The following is a 16,063-nucleotide window of genomic DNA, read 5'->3' on the forward strand; positions in this document are numbered from 1 at the left end:
TTAGGCTTACGGCTTAGTATTAGTTTAATCCGCGACGTTTAAGCAGCGCATCTGTGGTAGGTTCTTGGCCACGAAATGCTTTGTACGCTTCCATTGGTGGCACGCTATTACCTACTTCACGAATAGTCTTACGGTACTTCATACCGATTTCACGGTTTAAGCCACCTTGGGTTTGCACGTAGGCGAATGCATCGGCCGCCAAGATCTCACTCCACATGTAGGCATAATAGCTAGCGGAATAGCCACCGGGGAAGGCGTGAGCAAAATAGGTCGACTTATAACGTGGCGGCACAGCAGGGATATTGATGCCGTGCTTCTTCAGCGCGTTTGCTTCGAAACTTACGACATCTTGCAGTGGTGCGTCAGCTGGTAGTGAGTGCCACTCAAGGTCTACTAATGCCGCTGCCATATACTCAAGCGTATCGAAACCTTGGTTAAAACTACGGGACTTAAGTAACTTTTGTAGCAATTCCTCTGGGATCACTTCGCCAGTTTGGTAGTGCTTGGCATAGTTGGCGAGTACCTCTGGATGCGAAGCCCAATCCTCTTCAAAAGTCGATGGAAACTCAACGAAGTCACGAGATACCGCTGTACCCGATAGGCTAGGGTAGGTCACTTTAGAGAACATGCCGTGGGTGCCGTGGCCCATCTCATGGAACATGGTTGTCACTTCATCGTAGCTGACAAAAGTAGGCTCACCCTCTGGCGCCTTCTTAATATTCATTACGTTAACCACAACCGGTTTGCTGTTTAGCAATGTCGATTGCGATACAAATGAACTCATCCATGCGCCGCCGCGTTTACCTTCACGAGCAAAATAGTCGGCGTAGAAGATAGCCATTGAGGTGCCGTCGGTATCAAACATCTCATAGGCTTTGACATCTTCATGATAGACAGGCAGATCTGGGCGTGGCTTCAAGGTGACTCCGTACAGCTTTTCTAGAGTGAAGAACACCCCATCTTTCAGTACACGGTCAAACTCAAAGTAAGGTTTGATCGATGACTCATCGAGATCAAATTTTTCTTGGCGAACTTTTTCAGCGTAGAAAGCCCAATCCCAGGGGGCTAAGGTAAAGTTGCCTCCCGTTTTGTCTATCATCGCTTGAATATCAGCGGCTTCTTTTTCGGTATTAGCGACAACGGCTGGCACCATAGAGCCAAACATGTCATAAACGGCTTCGGGTGTCTTAGCCATCTGCGGGGTTAAACGATAATCGGCCCAACTTTTATAGCCCAGCAGTGCGGCACGCTCGGCGCGAAGTTGTGCAAGGCGTGATACCAATGACGCAGTCTCATTGTCACCACTCATGCCGCGTGTGGATGATGCTTGCCAAATGCGTTGACGGAGCTCGCGATTCTCAAGTTTGGCTAGTACAGGTTGGCGAGTGGTATTGGTAATGCTAAGCAGGTACTGACCTTCATGGCCTTGCGCCTTAGCATCGGCTTTAGCGGCGCGAATGTCGCTGTCTGACAAGCCAGCTAATTGATTAACATCATCTACTACAATCGCAATTTCTTTAGTCAGGCGCATCAGGCGCTGGCTAAACTCATTGGTTAGGGTCGATTGCTCTTCATTCAACACGCGAATTTGCGCTTTTTGCTCATCAGTTAATTTAGCGCCTGCCATAACAAAACGCTGGTGATAAATTTCGATAAGGCGCACCTCTTCAGCGGTTAATCCCAGTTGCTGACGCTGTTGATATAAGCTATCGATGCGAGAAAACAGGGCGCTATTTAGATGAATATTGTCCGAATGGGCTGCTATTTTTGGTGCCATTTCACCCTGGATTTTACGTAAGGTTGGATTGCTGTTTGAGCCCGTTAGATTATAAAACACTTTAGATGCACGGTTAAGCAATTCACCACTGATTTCTAGCGCCACTATGGTGTTTGCAAATGTTGGGCTGTTACTATTATTGGCGATAGTGAGGACTTGCTGATAGTGCTCTTTAATCCCTTGCTCTAATGCGGGCTGAAAATGTTTATCTTTGATGATGTTAAAATTAGGCGCTTGATATTGCAGTGAGCTTGCGATAAAGAGTGGATTTGCAGCAATAGGATCCACTAACAGCTGTTGTGTGTTTTCGCCTTCAGGCGTCGTCGATTGGCACCCTGTTAATAATAGGGTTGTAGATAGAGTACCAGCAATGGCCAGTGCGATAAGATTTAATTTCATGTTACAACGACTTCCTTCTTTTGATGTTTGTTATTTTTTATCGTAAACAAGTTAGCAGACACGTTAGACGTTACTTTATCTTTTGTGACTTAAATCAGGCTGAAATTAGTTAATATTTTGAGGAAAGAACAGCTGTATTCTAATTTTTGAGGGAGGTTGTTTTTTATCGATTTTATTAGCTATTTTGATGGTAAGTTAAGCTTGAAAGTAAAATGCTAAGTAGGTTAAACACTACCTAGCATTTTATTTATCGATATCTGTTGCCTTCGTCAGTAGGCTTAATGTTGTGACAACATGGTTAACTTAGCTTGGTAGAGTCTTTCAAGTTCAGGTTGATGTACCTTTTCCAATGCTAGCGTAAGGGCTTCTTTAGCTTGATGTTGGTCACCGAGTAGATAGAGTGTTTTTGCTTTACCGGCATAGCCTTGAGGTATGTATGGGGCAAGCTCGATCGCTTTACTGTAGTATTTTAAGGCTCGGCGATAATCTTTGTTTTTGTAATGCTCATTTCCCAATGTGACCCAGCGAAATGGACTAGGATCTTTCGCATTATCTATGCGGTTTTGCAGCCGCTGCGCTTCTATATATCTGGCATTTCTAGTCAATAACACCTGGTAGTTGAATAATAGGTTTAGATCATTCGGTTTTAACGACAGGCCATAAAGATAGATTGATTCTGCTTGAGCGTCTTGCTCTAAATGCCTAAAGATAACGGCCAACAAGTTAATGATTTCAATTCGTCTAGGCGCTAGTTTGAGTCCTTCAATTGCCAGCCATGCGGAATTGTTGAATTCCTTATTCTGTAGAGCGTCGGCTGCAAGGTTTTGATAATACATCGCCATAAATTGTTTATCATTTATATTGCCTTTCGATATGGAGTTACGGCTGGGGAAGTAGTCAATGATCACGCCTGGCTCGAAGAAGTAGAGAACATCATCTTTCTTTTCAAAACTAGGATCGACTAATTTGGTTTTTACATGATTTGAAATAAGTTCAAGATTCGCGCTTTGAAAGAAAACGGGTGAGGAGGTTTCTTCGATGTACTGGGTTTCAATTCCGACCAGATTAGCGTAAGCCGTGGTTAATACCGCTAGAGACATACAGTTTCCAGAGTTGTGCTCTAGGGTTTCATTGGCACTGTAGGTTTTGCCGTAATAGCTAAAAGTGCCGAGTCTCTCTTCTAAATAATCATAAATTCGATGATGTCCACGGATATCGGTATTGGATTGATAATATTCTAAAAACCTTGCTTTTTCTTCGCTGTCAACAAGCAGCACTTTGTCTATAGCGTCTATCTTGGGCTTTTGACCGAGCACGGTGAGATCAAGTATTTCAAAAATATCCTTGGTTTGATCTTCAGATTTAATATCAGAGCGAGATGCACAGGAGATAAGTGCTGATGATATCAGCAGCAGTAATAATGAATTAAAAAAACGATATAAATACATAACCTTCCTTGTTACATGTCGTAATTTAAATGATATCAACATCGGTAAAAACAGTGTTAACAGCCAATATAGTAAAACAGATGTAACGTGTCTATAACATTGCCTCTGGTAATCTATTTTAGAGTGGTATCGCAATAGTTTGGTGTTTTATTGTATTGCTATTAATCGAGATAGATATAACGAGTGTTTAGGTCGCCCTAAATTCAAATTTGATTCAGCTTTTTGATCGGCTACTCAAAATCGACTAAATTCGGTCTTACTAAGAATTCATGGCATTTTTGACGCTGCTAAATGTACAAAGATAGTGTTAGAATTTACCGAGAAAAATAATCACAGGAATATTTACCTTGGCACAGCTTTATTTTTACTATTCGGCGATGAATGCAGGCAAATCGACTTCGCTTTTACAATCTTCATATAACTATCGTGAACGCGGTATGAATACCCTAGTGATGACGGCATCAATCGATGATCGTTTTGGCGTAGGAAAAGTGGCGTCACGTATCGGCATAGAGACTGAAGCTCAGGTCTTTAGTAGTGATGATAATTTAAGTGAGATGATTCGCCGCGCGAATGAAGAGCAAATACTTCACTGCATCTTAATCGATGAATCTCAGTTTTTAAGTAAAGAGCAAGTTAAGCAGTTGACTTATGTGGTGGATATTTTAGATATTCCCGTACTGTGCTATGGCCTAAAGACCGATTTCCAAGGCGAACTCTTTAGTGGTAGCCAATATTTGCTTGCTTGGGCCGATAAGTTAGTCGAGCTAAAAACCATTTGTCATTGTGGTCGTAAGGCGAATATGGTGGTGCGCCTAGATGGTGAAGGCAAACCAATGAAAGAGGGTGAACAGGTCGCCATTGGTGGTAACGAAAGTTATGAGTCTGTATGCCGTAAACACTTTCGTGAGTTTTTGTGGGACTAGCCATTGAGACTCGCTCATTAGACTGAAAGTTTACCTCATGTAAGCGAGTCATCTACGGAATAATCTATGACCGAATCTAAGCATTGGACATTAAAAAGCATCGCCCAAGAGTTGGGGGTGTCAAATGCGACTGTTTCTAATGCCTTCAATCGTCCCGATCAGTTGTCTGAAAAGCGACGTAATGAGATCTTAGCCGCATGTAATGAACTAGGATACTTTGGCCCCAACAAGGCCGCCAGATCCCTGCGCCGAGGTAAGTTTGATACTGTTGCGCTGGTATTACCTGATAGCGTGTCTTATATGGTGTCGGATCCGGTCGCAAGTAAGTTTATGAAAGGGGTAGCTGAAGTACTTGAACAGCATAAAATTAATCTTTTGCTGTTTTCTGGAGGTGCTGAGAGTATCAATGGCGTAAGTGATTTCGTTGACGGTTTTATCTGTTACGGTCGGCCACGAAACGGTGTGTTGGTTGATCAACTTAAGCAGATGAAGAAGAAAGTGGTTACGGTAGACTTTAATATTCATCGAAGTGCATCGGTAAGTATAGATAACCGCCGTGGTGCATACGATGTCGCATCGATTGCATTACAATCGGAGCAAGATCAGGTCGCAATTTTGGGTTTACGTCTACTCGATACTCATCTTACCTGCCGGGTCTATGATTTTGACTCTGACGCTATGGAGGTTGATACTTCGATAGCGCATCAGCGGTTGCAAGGATATCTCGACGCGATTACTGATAAACAGATTTCACTGAGTCCGGATCGAGTGTGGAATATTCCTGAGAGCAATTCTGACTTTGCGGCTATTGCGGCCAAAGAGGCATTGAGCTGCAACCCTCGACCTAATGTTTTTCTGTGTATGAGTGATTTAATTGCAATGGCTGTGGTGCGAGAAGCTCTGCAAAAGGGGCTGAGAGTACCTGAAGATATCCGAGTCGTCGGTTTTGATGGTATTGAGGAAGCTCAACGCATGGTACCTGCATTGACTACCGTTTATCAGCATTCTGAGCAGAAGGGACGTCAAGCTGCGCAGATGTTTATTGATGATGCTCATGATGCAGAAATACTTGATTATGAGTTATTGCGTGGTGGTAGCTGTTAGAAAATAAACTTCAGCATCTTGCTGATGGCAAGATGCTGAACCTGGCTAATAATTGATGTTGATAATCCATCTATCTCTGTTGCGACAGTGGTTGCTACAAGAGTGATGCCAGCGTTAGCTTATCTATTTTTCCGTCTTGTTTCACCTCTATTTCGGCATCCTTAGTGGCAAAATCAACGGTCAATTTTGCGCTGTTAAGTCCTTCAGTCCAAATCAGTTGCAAACTGTGTTGATCACCGTTCATCGAAAACTCACCACTAAATGCATTTAGGTTATTTCGTAGTGAAATAAGTTTACAAAGCGCTTTAACAACAGGCTTTTGCAGCGCACTAGCGATATCGTCGATAGTGAGATAGGGACGGTTTATATCACGGCCTACTTGGGTCTTTTTAAGTAACGCCATATCATTAGGAATGGCGAGTAAGCCAGCGTAATAAACTTGGGGGATCCCTGGTGCAAAAAACTGTATCGCCCTTGCAATGAGATAATCAACATCGTCTTGCCCAAGTGCGTCATAATAGGTGCAGTTGATCTGATACAGATCGACATTACTTGCCGCAGCTCCAGTTGCTTGAAGGCTTTCGCCTTTACTTTTTGTGTGAATGGTATTAACCAAGTTATCGATTTCAGCGGCGTTTAGTAGACCTGGTTTTCCATCCATTGGGCCGACATCAATAATGCCGATACCATCGTGAGTGTCGAGAACTGTGATGCAATTCCGTGGCGCAATTGAGAGCCAATGGCTAAGAGCCGTTGCATCTTGGCTAAATAACGAGTGCAATATCAATGGTGGCAAGGCAAAGTCATAAACCATGTCTACTCGTTTGGCTATATCGATTTGTGTCATGTGATGAGAGTGGATCTCCGCTAAGGTTGTCATGCCTAGACGGTTAGCTTGCTTAGCTAATTGATTAACAAATTCAAATGACTCTTCTATCATGAAACAACTGGTGCCAGGTTTCTTAATGGCATAACCCGCCGCATCTAAACGGATAAGATTCACTTTACTTTCATGAAAGCGCGCCAGCACTTTGTTTAGGTAGGCTTGTCCTGCCTCAGAGTGGACATTGATATCAATTTGATTAGCGGTAAATGTGGTCCAAAACTCCACTTCACTACCGTCTGCTAATCGATAAGTACTAAAGCAACTTCCTGGACGAGGTCGGTAAATTTTTGCTCTATCTTCATCACTTAAGCCGCTTGGAAAGACACTCTCTTTGGTCAAGAACAGATCCCAATAAGCCGATTGCTTGCCCTTAGCGAGCACATCTTTAAACTCGTTTGATTCTGCTGACATGTGGTTAACGATAAGATCTGCCATGATATCGTAAGCTTCACCTATCTGTTTTACGTCGTCCCAATTACCGAGACGCTCATCGACTTGCACATGGTCAATGGGATCAAATCCCGCATCACTGCCATCAATGGGGAAGTAGAATGGTAACAGATGAACGCCACTAAAGCGTTCAGATAACTGGTTATCTAGTACCTGTTTGAGTCCTACCAATCCAGAGTTAGCGATTCGATCTACGTAGGTGATCAATTGCACTTTATTCTTCATTTTATGCCCACATTGAATTGAATGTTGAAAAAAAACTTAATCGATTAAGTTGTATATTTAACCAAGATGAAACATTATTCAAGGTGTTTGTTGAATTATTGAGGTGCGATATCCGTAATGTCGCCTCCGTGATCTCAAGTAATGTATACGAGGTATCGGCTTTTATAGTTTGTTTTTAATGCAATATTTGATATCTGCATTAACTGTTAACTCTACAATTGGCGGAGCTTTCGAGTGTGACTGGTCTAACATGACAGAGTCACCCTAGCGTTTAGTTGCCCTAAAAATATGATAAAAATAAAGGTGAACAGTATGACGAGTGAATTAGATAACCTAAATCATGATAGGAAAATGAAGGTAAGGTTACTGACCTATTTGATGTTTTTTATGTTCGCGATGACCTCTGATGCCGTTGGGGTGATCATTCCTGAGTTGATTAGTCAATTTGATTTATCTATGTCTCAAGCCAGCGCATTTCATTATATGCCCATGATTTTTATCGCAATGAGTGGACTTTTTCTTGGTTATCTTGCCGATAAACTTGGCCGAAAGGTAACCATTTTACTAGGGTTAGCATTATTTGCACTGGCTTGCTTCATGTTTGCTTTGGGAGAGTCATTTTACTATTTCTTATTTTTACTGGCGCTAGTTGGTACCGCTATCGGCATTTTTAAAACAGGAGCGTTAGGCTTGATTGGTGACATATCTGCCAACGCCAAGCAGCATTCAAGCACCATGAATACCGTCGAAGGTTTTTTTGGGGTGGGCGCTATGGTCGGGCCTGCCATTGTTAGTTACCTGTTGATCAGTGGCGTTTCTTGGAAATACCTTTATTTTGGCGCCGGGATATTTTGCTTGATCTTATGTGTCTTGGCGTACAGAGCAGAGTACCCTCAGTTACAACGCACCTCTTCGAAAAATATCAGCTTAGCGGGCACCTTTTTAATGATGAAAAACCCTTATGCGCTCGGTTACTCATTAGCGATTGGCCTATACGTGGCTACTGAGGTCGCTATCTATGTTTGGATGCCAACCTTATTGCTTAATTACGAGGGGAGTTTCGTATTAATCGCCACTTATGCGTTGACCATCTTTTTCACTTTGCGAGCTTTAGGTCGATTTTTAGGTGGATGGATTTTAAATCGATACTCTTGGCAACAAGTGATGTTCTGGTTTAGCTTAGCGATTGCTCTTTGTTACTTAGGTGCAATGTCTTTTGGTATCGATGCCGCTGTCGTGTTACTGCCGTTATCAGGTCTATTTATGTCGATGATTTATCCTACATTAAACTCTAAAGGGATCAGTTGCTTTCCCATTGAACAGCATGGCTCAGTTGCGGGCGTTATCCTGTTTTTTACTGCGCTATCTGCGGCTCTTGGACCGCTGCTAATGGGGATCGTTGGCGATATTTTTGGTCATGTAAAATATGGTTTTTATCTCGCTACAGCCTTTGCTTTTCTATTATGTGCTTTGGCGACGTTTAATTTGCTAAGAGATCCATCTGGGCATCTATTGGTCGCAAGAGAGCATTAAAATTCAGTTAGGCTATATTTATTTCTTCCATTGAAAAACAATCGCTTGGTTAGTAATTCTCAAATACAAGTTGCATTTAGGTTGAAAAATGTACTTGCAATTTACAATTTAGTTGCTAATTTGTAACTTAATCGATTAAGTTTGATTAAATAGAACATCACCTGTAGCAAATAACTGTGGTGCAGTCTTAGGGAGTAAGACTACATCGAATGATGATTGGGGATATAACAATGAAAATAAATAGATCACGTCAATTTGTAATTAGTACTGTCGCTGCACTAGTCAGCGCAAATCTGTGGGCAGCAGACGCTGATGTGCAGCAAGCAGAGGTTAAACAAGATGGCGTCGGCTTAGAGCGTATCGTGGTGACTGGCGTTGCTCGTGGAACACGAGTCATGGATTCAAGTGTTTCGGTGAGTAGCTTGTCACCAGATGAACTTGCTGTTAGCTCTCCGCGTTCGTCTGCCGAGGCGTTTCGTATTATTCCTGGGATGAAGGTCGAATCTACCGGTGGTGAGGGCAATGCTAACATCGCCGTTCGTGGTCTGCCTGTTGCCTCTGGTGGTGCTAAATTCCTACAAATACAGGAAGATGGTCTACCAATTCTACAATTTGGTGACATCGCATTTGGTAACGCCGATATCTTTCTACGCATTGATTCAACGGTGCAAACCATAGAGTCAATTCGAGGTGGCTCAGCATCGACTGCGACCAGTAATGCACCGGGTGGTATTATCAATATTATCAGTAAAACCGGTGACTCCGACTCGGGAAGTGTCTCTGCTACCTTAGGTTTAGATTATGATAGCTATCGTACTGATTTCGAATTTGGTACCGATATTAATGACACCATGCGGTTCCATATCGGTGGTTTCGTGCGCACTGGCGAAGGTCCACGCCAAGCTGGATATACCGCTAATCAGGGGGGCCAAATTAAAGCTAATTTGACTAAAGAGTTTGATTCTGGGTATGTGCGTTTATATTTCAAACATTTAGATGATCGAAGCATTGGATATTTGCCTATGCCAATGTATTCAGATGGTAGTTCTATTGCTGGGTTTAATAGCAGCTCAGATACAATTCATTCAGCTTATTTTCTCTCAACACTTAGCTTAGGTCCCGATGGTGAACGACGTCGCGGCGATATGCGTGATGGAATGAATCCTGTAGTAGACTCCTTTGGGCTTGAAGCATCATTTGATCTCGGTAGTGATTGGCAGGTAGAAAACCGTTTCCGCTTCTCTGATGTGAGCGGTAACTTTATCTCGCCGTTTCCAGCGGAAGTGGGTAACAGCAGTGCTATAGCATCAAGTATTGGCGGTGCAGGCTCGCAGTTGATTTATGCTAATGGACCTAAAGCGGGACAAGCGTTTGACAGTGATTTGGCGATGCGTATTCATACTTTCGATGTGAGCATGAATGATTTTGGCTCAATCGTGAACGATATCAAACTGACTAAAAGCTTTGAAGACTCAAGTATTACCTTTGGATATTACACTGCTTTGCAAAACATCAGCATGAGTTGGATGTGGAACTCTTACATGATGGAAGTAAAAGGTGATAATGCTGCGCTGCTCAATGTTGTTGCAGCAGATGGTACTTCCTATTCCGATAACGGCTTATATGGCTATGGCGTGCCGTATTGGGGGAATTGTTGTCAACGAAACTATGATACGGAATACACTATTCAAGCACCTTATGTTGCCGCATCATCCAAATTAGGGGATTTTACTCTTGATGCTAGTGTCCGTTACGACAGTGGCGACGCTAGTGGTTACTATGCTGGAAATACCCAATCAGTAGTAGATATGAATCGCGATGGGGTGATTTCAGAGCCAGAAAAGAGTGTCTCTTCAATTGATAATGCTAACCCACAGCCTGTTAACTATGACTGGGGATATCTATCTTACTCCCTTGGCGCAAACTATCAGATCTCTAACGATTTAGCGACATTTGCTCGGTTAAGCCGCGGGGGCAGAGCCAATGCCGACCGTTTGCTGTTTGGTAAGGTGAAGCCAGATGGTTCTGTTGCCGATGAAGATGCGGTTGATTTAGTCGACCAGTATGAACTAGGTGTTAAGTACCGTTATGACAACTTATCGCTATTTGCTACCGCGTTTTACTCTGAAACTGAAGAGCAGAACTTTGAAGCAACCAGTCAAAAGTTTTTTGATAGGAAGTATGAGGCGAAAGGTATTGAGCTTGAATCCGCTTACTATGTTGGTGATTTTGATTTTAAGGGCAGTGTAACTTGGACCGACGCAGAAATTGCTTCTGATGCACTTAATCCTGATGTGGTGGGAAATACGCCAAGACGTCAAGCAGACTTCATTTACTCCTTAATGGGTCGTTATAACTTTAACCGTGGCTCTGTTGGCGTCAATGTTATTGGCACTACCGATGCGTATGCGCAAGATAACAATGACCTGACTTTTGATGGCTATGCACAGGTTAATGCGTTCGCGTTGTATCAGTTAACCGACGGGTTATCTTTGTCTCTCAATGTTAACAATCTCTTTGATACCGTTGGGATAACAGAAGCCGAAGAGGGGTCGATTCCTGATAACAATATTATTCGCGCTAGAACCATTAATGGGCGTACTACGACCGCCACGCTTAAGTATGAATTTTAAAACAGTTTGTTAGTTTCCTTCAGCTATTAGCCCATGAAAATGGGCTCTTTTTGGGATATACAGCATGACAGCATTACTCTGTTTCGGAGAAGTCTTGGTTGATTTATTACCTATTGACGCCCTTGGAACCCAGCATCAACCTATTGCGGGTGGTGCGCCAGCCAATGTTGCGGTGGGTTTCGCTAAGTTAGGCGGTAAAAGCTTATTCGCTGGTGGGATAAGTACCGACGATTATGGGGTTATGCTGCAAGAGGCTTTAGCTCAGTATCGGGTAGATACCGACTATCTGGTGTCTTTTGACTGTGCGCCGACAGCGACGGTACTTGTGTCATTAGATTCAGGCGGGGAACGCTCATTTAGCTTCAACCGGAATGGTACGGCAGACATGCTATTTCGCAGCAATCATTTTGATATTATCGATTGGCAACAAGTCGATATTTTTCATTTTTGTTCTAACTCCATGACTGATGATCAGAGTTTCGCTGCCACGTTTTACGGCGTCCACTTAGCTTACAGCAAATCTAAACTGGTTAGTTTCGATGTCAATTTACGGCCATCTTTATGGAGTGATATTAAGCAAATGGCGACGAGAGTAGAGCGTTGTTATCACTATACTCATTTGCTCAAACTTAGTCGTGATGAGGCGCTCTATTTGGCCGATATTCACGGGATCTCTTTAGAAGAGTATTGGCAATACTGTATTGAATTAGGTGTTGAATGTATCTTGGTGACGAATGGTGATAAAGAGGTGTTATGTGTCACTTCTCACACTCAATTTACCGTTGCTGTGCCGACTGTCGACGTGGTTGACACTACTGCTGCTGGTGATAGCTTTATTGCCGGGTTTTTGTATGCGATAGCAAAAGAGATAGAGTTTGATTTAGCTTATCTGTCGATAAAACAACGATTCGAAAGCCGTGATTTTTTGCGTTCCGGGATAGATTTTGCAGCTCGCTGTGGTGCACTTACTTGCTCACAAAAAGGTGCGTTCCCTTCATTGCCTCATTTGGAGCTTGTGGCTAAGTTTGACTGAGTTTGACTAATTGTTAACTGTATCCTTGTGCATTACTGGCAAGGATTGGGAAAACCATTTCTGATAAAGTTGTTCGATCTCTCCCTCTACTTGTAGTTGTTCAAGAGCAAGGTTGATCTGGTTGAGAAGTGCTTGGTTGCCTTTCTTCACAGCCACTGCGACTGGCGTCATCGGGGTAGAGTCTTCGATGATTTTAATCTTTATATTGCGTTGCTTTGCTAAATAAAGACCAACGGCTTTAGGCATAATAGCTGCTGATATTTTGCCTGATTGCAACATCGACATCGACTGCTCTTTGCTTGACGTTGAAATGATCCGATAACGATATAAAATACCTAGCTTTTTCCATAATCTTTCAAGTTCAGAGTGGCGATCACCCGCTACAAATAAATTCACCAAATCATCGATTTTATTTATATTCTGATTTTCTTTAAGTACAAATACTACATCTTGTCTGTGGTAGTAAACGGCCGAAAAATCAAATATCCGTTTTCTTATTTCGGAGATTTCCATACCAACGATGAGATCTATTTTATTAAACCTTAATTCATTGAGCACCGTATCCCAAGGAGCCTGTTGGAAGGTGAAGCTTCGACCCATACGAGCGAATATTAATCTAGCAACATCGGCATCGAAACCAGTGACTCGTTCATTTTCGGTAAACTGATAAGGAGGGTATCCTGTTGCAATGCCACTGGTTAGCTGTGTGGGTTCAGATATATCGACAACAAGAGTGTTTGCTAGCGCGGCGCTCGATAACGTAAGCAGCATGATTAGCGCAGTGAGGTAGAACTTGGTTATCGCAGCGTAATTCATCTGTTTGATTTGCCTTTAACGTCTCTTACTTTTTGGCATAAGATTTTATCACCTATAGTAGCCGCCTAATGCTAAGTTTTGTAACGTTTTACTTTGGCGGTTAGTTTTTCCATTTTTCAAGTTAACAATGTTAGTGAATAGCCTAAGTCTCTAGCCTTAAATATCATGGGTTGGTAAAAAGTGAGAAGCAATGTGCCAAGTTAGGATGTGAAGGAAGAGCTTTCAATTGAACTTAGTGTAATCCTTCAATACCGTCTTCGCCATCTTAATGGTTTTCAATGACAAATGTTAAAAACCAATATAACAAGCTGCTTATTTAGCACTTTCTCAGTTGCTTCCCTATGAGATCTGGCTCAAAAAATCAACAGCTGTAATAATTGTTGATACAGTTATATTGAGCTAGATCAAAGGTAAGATAGTTTGAAAGCGTCAATATTCAGTCACCCTAGTGTTAATAAATTATTGAAACCCATGCGTAATAATCAGCCTGTTACCAACAAAGAGGTGCTTCTTACTGACGAAGATATCTTATTGTCTACAACAGATCTTAAGGGAAATATACTCCACGCCAATGATGATTTTTGTCGGATTTGCGGTTTTGAACAACAAGAACTGATCGCCCAGCCCCATAATATTGTTCGCCATCCAGATATGCCAAAGGAAGCTTATGGCATGCTTTGGAATACCCTAAAAGAGGGGAAATCATGGATGGGAATAGTCAAAAACCGCTGTAAGGATGGTGGGTTTTATTGGGTTAATGCGTACGTCGCGCCAGTGATGAAAAATGGCCGAATAACAGAATATCAATCGGTGAGGCGCAGAGCGAATAAGGCTCAAGTCGCGAGAGCAACCGACATCTATCAAAGTTTGAAACAAGGGGCGTCACGCCACGAAATCGATGAGGCGACTTTGGGTTTTACCACTCGAATAAAGCTGTTCTCTTTAATGGCAATGTTAGTCAGTTTAACTTGTTCTTTGTATTCTCCATGGCTTTCATTAGCCGTGGCGATCCCACTTTGGTTTGGCTTGCAGCGTTTAATGAGGCCGCTTGCTCAGCTAAATCAGAGGGCACTTGCAATATGTAACGATGGTGTGGCAAGACATATTTATACCAGCCGAAATGATGAGATAGGCAATATTTTAGTGGCTATGGATTATGTTACTGCAGAAATTGCTGGGGTAGTAGGAAGGATGGCGGATTCGTCTGACAGTATCGAGAAAGACAGCGAGCTGCTGCTGGATTCTATCATAGCTGCGGCGCAAAGAGCCGATAGTCAGAGTCAGCAAACGGCGCAAGCGGCCGCTGCTGTCGAAGAGATGACCGCAAGCTTTAGCGAACTAGGCCAACAAATTAAGCAAGTGGCTGAAGATGTGGAGGGCAGTCAGGAGGCTGTAGCACTTGGTTATCAGCAACTCGATTCCGTCGTTAAGGCAATCGATGCGCTTAATCAAGAAGTGGCTAATTTTGCTAGCGTTGTTGAAGAGATCGAACAAGATAGTGTGGCGATTAACGAGGTGCTTGAAGTGATCAGCAATATTGCTGAGCAAACAAATCTTTTAGCCTTAAATGCGGCTATTGAAGCTGCGAGGGCAGGAGAGTCGGGTCGAGGGTTTGCTGTCGTTGCCGATGAGGTTAGAAAGTTATCTGCTCGAACAGGTGATTCAACCAGTCAGATTGATCAAATCGTTGATAAATTTCAGCAAAGCACTGCGAATGCTGCACGGACATTAACTGCGGGGCAAAGTCAGGCGACTCAAGCGGTAGTGTTAGTTAAAGAAGCTGAGGCCGTGTTTGCTGGATTAGTATCGACGATAGATAGAATCAACGGGATGACAGATCATAGTGCAAATGCAATGAGTGAGCAGACGATTGCCGCAAATGAGGTGAGTGACTCACTACAGACGATCAGTGAACTTGCCTGTGAAGGTTATGGTCAATCGGAAGCGGATAAAAAGCTTGGGGAAAATACCTCGTTAAAAGCGTTAGAATCTAGGCAGTTAGCCAGACAGTTTTGGACTCAAGCGGTACAAAGAGCGAATCGTTAACCCTGTTTTAATGCAAAAAACCACCCTAGATGTTATCTCTTTGGGTGGTTTTGCTGTTTATCCCGAGTTTGACCGACTTAAAACGGAACTCGGGTTAGGCATTTTCGATTGGATAAATCTTAAAACACCATTTCAGGAACATGCTCTGGCACGATTAGTTTACCCGCCGTTTTCTCTATGATCTCTTCGACGCTCACCCCTGGTGCGCGCTCCAGTAGATGGAAGGCACCATCTTTAATCTCGACAAAAGCCAAATCGGTCAATACCCGTTTAATACAGCCATAACCTGTGAGCGGTAGCTCGCATTTAGGCAGTAACTTTGAGTTGCCGTATTTGTCGGCATGCATCATGGTGACGATAATATTGTCCGCGCCAGCCACTAAATCCATGGCGCCGCCCATGCCTTTGATCAGTTTGCCTGGGATCATCCAAGAGGCGATTGAGCCATTAACATCGACTTCAAAAGCGCCAAGCACGGTTAGATCCACGTGACCGCCACGAATCATCGCAAAGCTCTCTGCCGATGAGAAAAAAGATGCGCCCGGTACCGCCGTTACCGTTTGTTTACCCGCATTAATTAGATCGGCATCTATGGTCTCTTCCGTTGGGAATTCGCCCATGCCAAGCAGGCCGTTTTCCGATTGCAGCATCACTTCCATCCCATCAGGAATATAGTTAGCTACAAGGGTTGGAATGCCTATTCCTAAATTGACGTAAAAGCCATCTTGTAGCTCTTGGGAAACACGTTGTGCTAGTTGTTCTCTTGATAACGCCATGGTGTTTCCTC

At 43.1% G+C, this 16,063-nt stretch carries 11 protein-coding genes; 6 read left to right on the forward strand and 5 right to left on the reverse strand.

The window, feature by feature from the left end; all coding sequences use genetic code 11:
• Positions 1-19 precede the first annotated feature (19 nt).
• A complete protein-coding gene (locus tag K0I73_RS06420) occupies positions 20-2,176 on the reverse strand; it encodes a M3 family metallopeptidase (RefSeq protein ID WP_220063665.1) in 2,157 nt (718 codons plus the stop codon).
• Between the two features lie 278 nt (positions 2,177-2,454).
• Complete coding sequence (locus K0I73_RS06425) at positions 2,455-3,624, reverse strand: transglutaminase-like domain-containing protein (protein WP_220063666.1); 1,170 nt, start codon at positions 3,622-3,624, stop codon at positions 2,455-2,457.
• A 347-nt stretch (positions 3,625-3,971) separates the two neighbouring features.
• Here K0I73_RS06425 and K0I73_RS06430 point away from each other — a divergent pair, with 347 nt between their 5' ends.
• Entirely contained in the window at positions 3,972-4,550 is a 579-nt protein-coding gene (locus tag K0I73_RS06430; RefSeq protein ID WP_220063667.1) for a thymidine kinase, read from the forward strand.
• Positions 4,551-4,616: 66 nt separating this feature from the next.
• Positions 4,617-5,654: a LacI family DNA-binding transcriptional regulator gene (locus tag K0I73_RS06435; RefSeq protein ID WP_220063668.1), complete on the forward strand. Its 1,038-nt coding sequence runs from the start codon at positions 4,617-4,619 to the stop codon at positions 5,652-5,654.
• A 94-nt stretch (positions 5,655-5,748) separates the two neighbouring features.
• On the opposite strand, the gene gtfA is transcribed toward K0I73_RS06435, so the two are convergent.
• Positions 5,749-7,215 carry a sucrose phosphorylase gene (gtfA, locus tag K0I73_RS06440; RefSeq protein WP_220063669.1) on the reverse strand — a complete coding sequence of 489 codons (1,467 nt, stop codon included), beginning with the start codon at positions 7,213-7,215 and terminating at the stop codon, positions 5,749-5,751.
• Between the two features lie 312 nt (positions 7,216-7,527).
• Here gtfA and K0I73_RS06445 point away from each other — a divergent pair, with 312 nt between their 5' ends.
• The 3 genes from K0I73_RS06445 to K0I73_RS06455 all read left to right on the forward strand — a co-directional run bounded on the left by K0I73_RS06445 (position 7,528) and on the right by K0I73_RS06455 (position 12,414).
• A complete protein-coding gene (locus K0I73_RS06445) occupies positions 7,528-8,748 on the forward strand; it encodes an MFS transporter (RefSeq protein ID WP_220063670.1) in 1,221 nt (406 codons plus the stop codon).
• Positions 8,749-8,978: 230 nt separating this feature from the next.
• Positions 8,979-11,381: a TonB-dependent receptor domain-containing protein gene (locus K0I73_RS06450; protein ID WP_220063671.1), complete on the forward strand. Its 2,403-nt coding sequence runs from the start codon at positions 8,979-8,981 to the stop codon at positions 11,379-11,381.
• A gap of 64 nt (positions 11,382-11,445) precedes the next feature.
• Positions 11,446-12,414, forward strand: coding sequence for a carbohydrate kinase family protein (locus K0I73_RS06455; protein WP_220063672.1), 969 nt, complete (start codon positions 11,446-11,448; stop codon positions 12,412-12,414).
• Positions 12,415-12,420: 6 nt separating this feature from the next.
• Here the strand turns inward: K0I73_RS06455 and K0I73_RS06460 are convergent, their stop codons facing one another.
• Complete coding sequence (locus K0I73_RS06460; protein WP_220063673.1) at positions 12,421-13,230, reverse strand: transporter substrate-binding domain-containing protein; 810 nt, start codon at positions 13,228-13,230, stop codon at positions 12,421-12,423.
• 471 nt (positions 13,231-13,701) lie between these two features.
• Here K0I73_RS06460 and K0I73_RS06465 point away from each other — a divergent pair, with 471 nt between their 5' ends.
• Positions 13,702-15,276 carry a methyl-accepting chemotaxis protein gene (locus K0I73_RS06465; RefSeq protein WP_220063674.1) on the forward strand — a complete coding sequence of 525 codons (1,575 nt, stop codon included), beginning with the start codon at positions 13,702-13,704 and terminating at the stop codon, positions 15,274-15,276.
• A gap of 119 nt (positions 15,277-15,395) precedes the next feature.
• On the opposite strand, the gene K0I73_RS06470 is transcribed toward K0I73_RS06465, so the two are convergent.
• Positions 15,396-16,052, reverse strand: a complete 657-nt coding sequence (locus K0I73_RS06470; RefSeq protein ID WP_220063675.1) for a CoA transferase subunit B — start codon at positions 16,050-16,052, stop codon at positions 15,396-15,398.
• Positions 16,053-16,063: the final 11 nt, after the last annotated feature.

It is taken from the genome of Shewanella mesophila (assembly GCF_019457515.1).
Lineage (GTDB): Bacteria > Pseudomonadota > Gammaproteobacteria > Enterobacterales > Shewanellaceae > Shewanella > Shewanella mesophila.

Excerpts from the sequence above, each read along its gene's own strand:
- K0I73_RS06470 (WP_220063675.1), bottom strand. The coding sequence starts at position 16,052 with ATGGCGTTATCAAGAGAACAACTAGCACAACGTGTTTCCCAAGAGCTA.
- K0I73_RS06425 (WP_220063666.1), bottom strand. The coding sequence starts at position 3,624 with ATGTATTTATATCGTTTTTTTAATTCATTATTACTGCTGCTGATATCA.
- gtfA (WP_220063669.1), bottom strand. The coding sequence starts at position 7,215 with ATGAAGAATAAAGTGCAATTGATCACCTACGTAGATCGAATCGCTAAC.
- K0I73_RS06455 (WP_220063672.1), top strand. The coding sequence starts at position 11,446 with ATGACAGCATTACTCTGTTTCGGAGAAGTCTTGGTTGATTTATTACCT.
- K0I73_RS06450 (WP_220063671.1), top strand. The coding sequence starts at position 8,979 with ATGAAAATAAATAGATCACGTCAATTTGTAATTAGTACTGTCGCTGCA.
- K0I73_RS06460 (WP_220063673.1), bottom strand. The coding sequence starts at position 13,230 with ATGAATTACGCTGCGATAACCAAGTTCTACCTCACTGCGCTAATCATG.
- K0I73_RS06420 (WP_220063665.1), bottom strand. The coding sequence starts at position 2,176 with ATGAAATTAAATCTTATCGCACTGGCCATTGCTGGTACTCTATCTACA.
- K0I73_RS06445 (WP_220063670.1), top strand. The coding sequence starts at position 7,528 with ATGACGAGTGAATTAGATAACCTAAATCATGATAGGAAAATGAAGGTA.
- K0I73_RS06465 (WP_220063674.1), top strand. The coding sequence starts at position 13,702 with ATGCGTAATAATCAGCCTGTTACCAACAAAGAGGTGCTTCTTACTGAC.
- K0I73_RS06435 (WP_220063668.1), top strand. The coding sequence starts at position 4,617 with ATGACCGAATCTAAGCATTGGACATTAAAAAGCATCGCCCAAGAGTTG.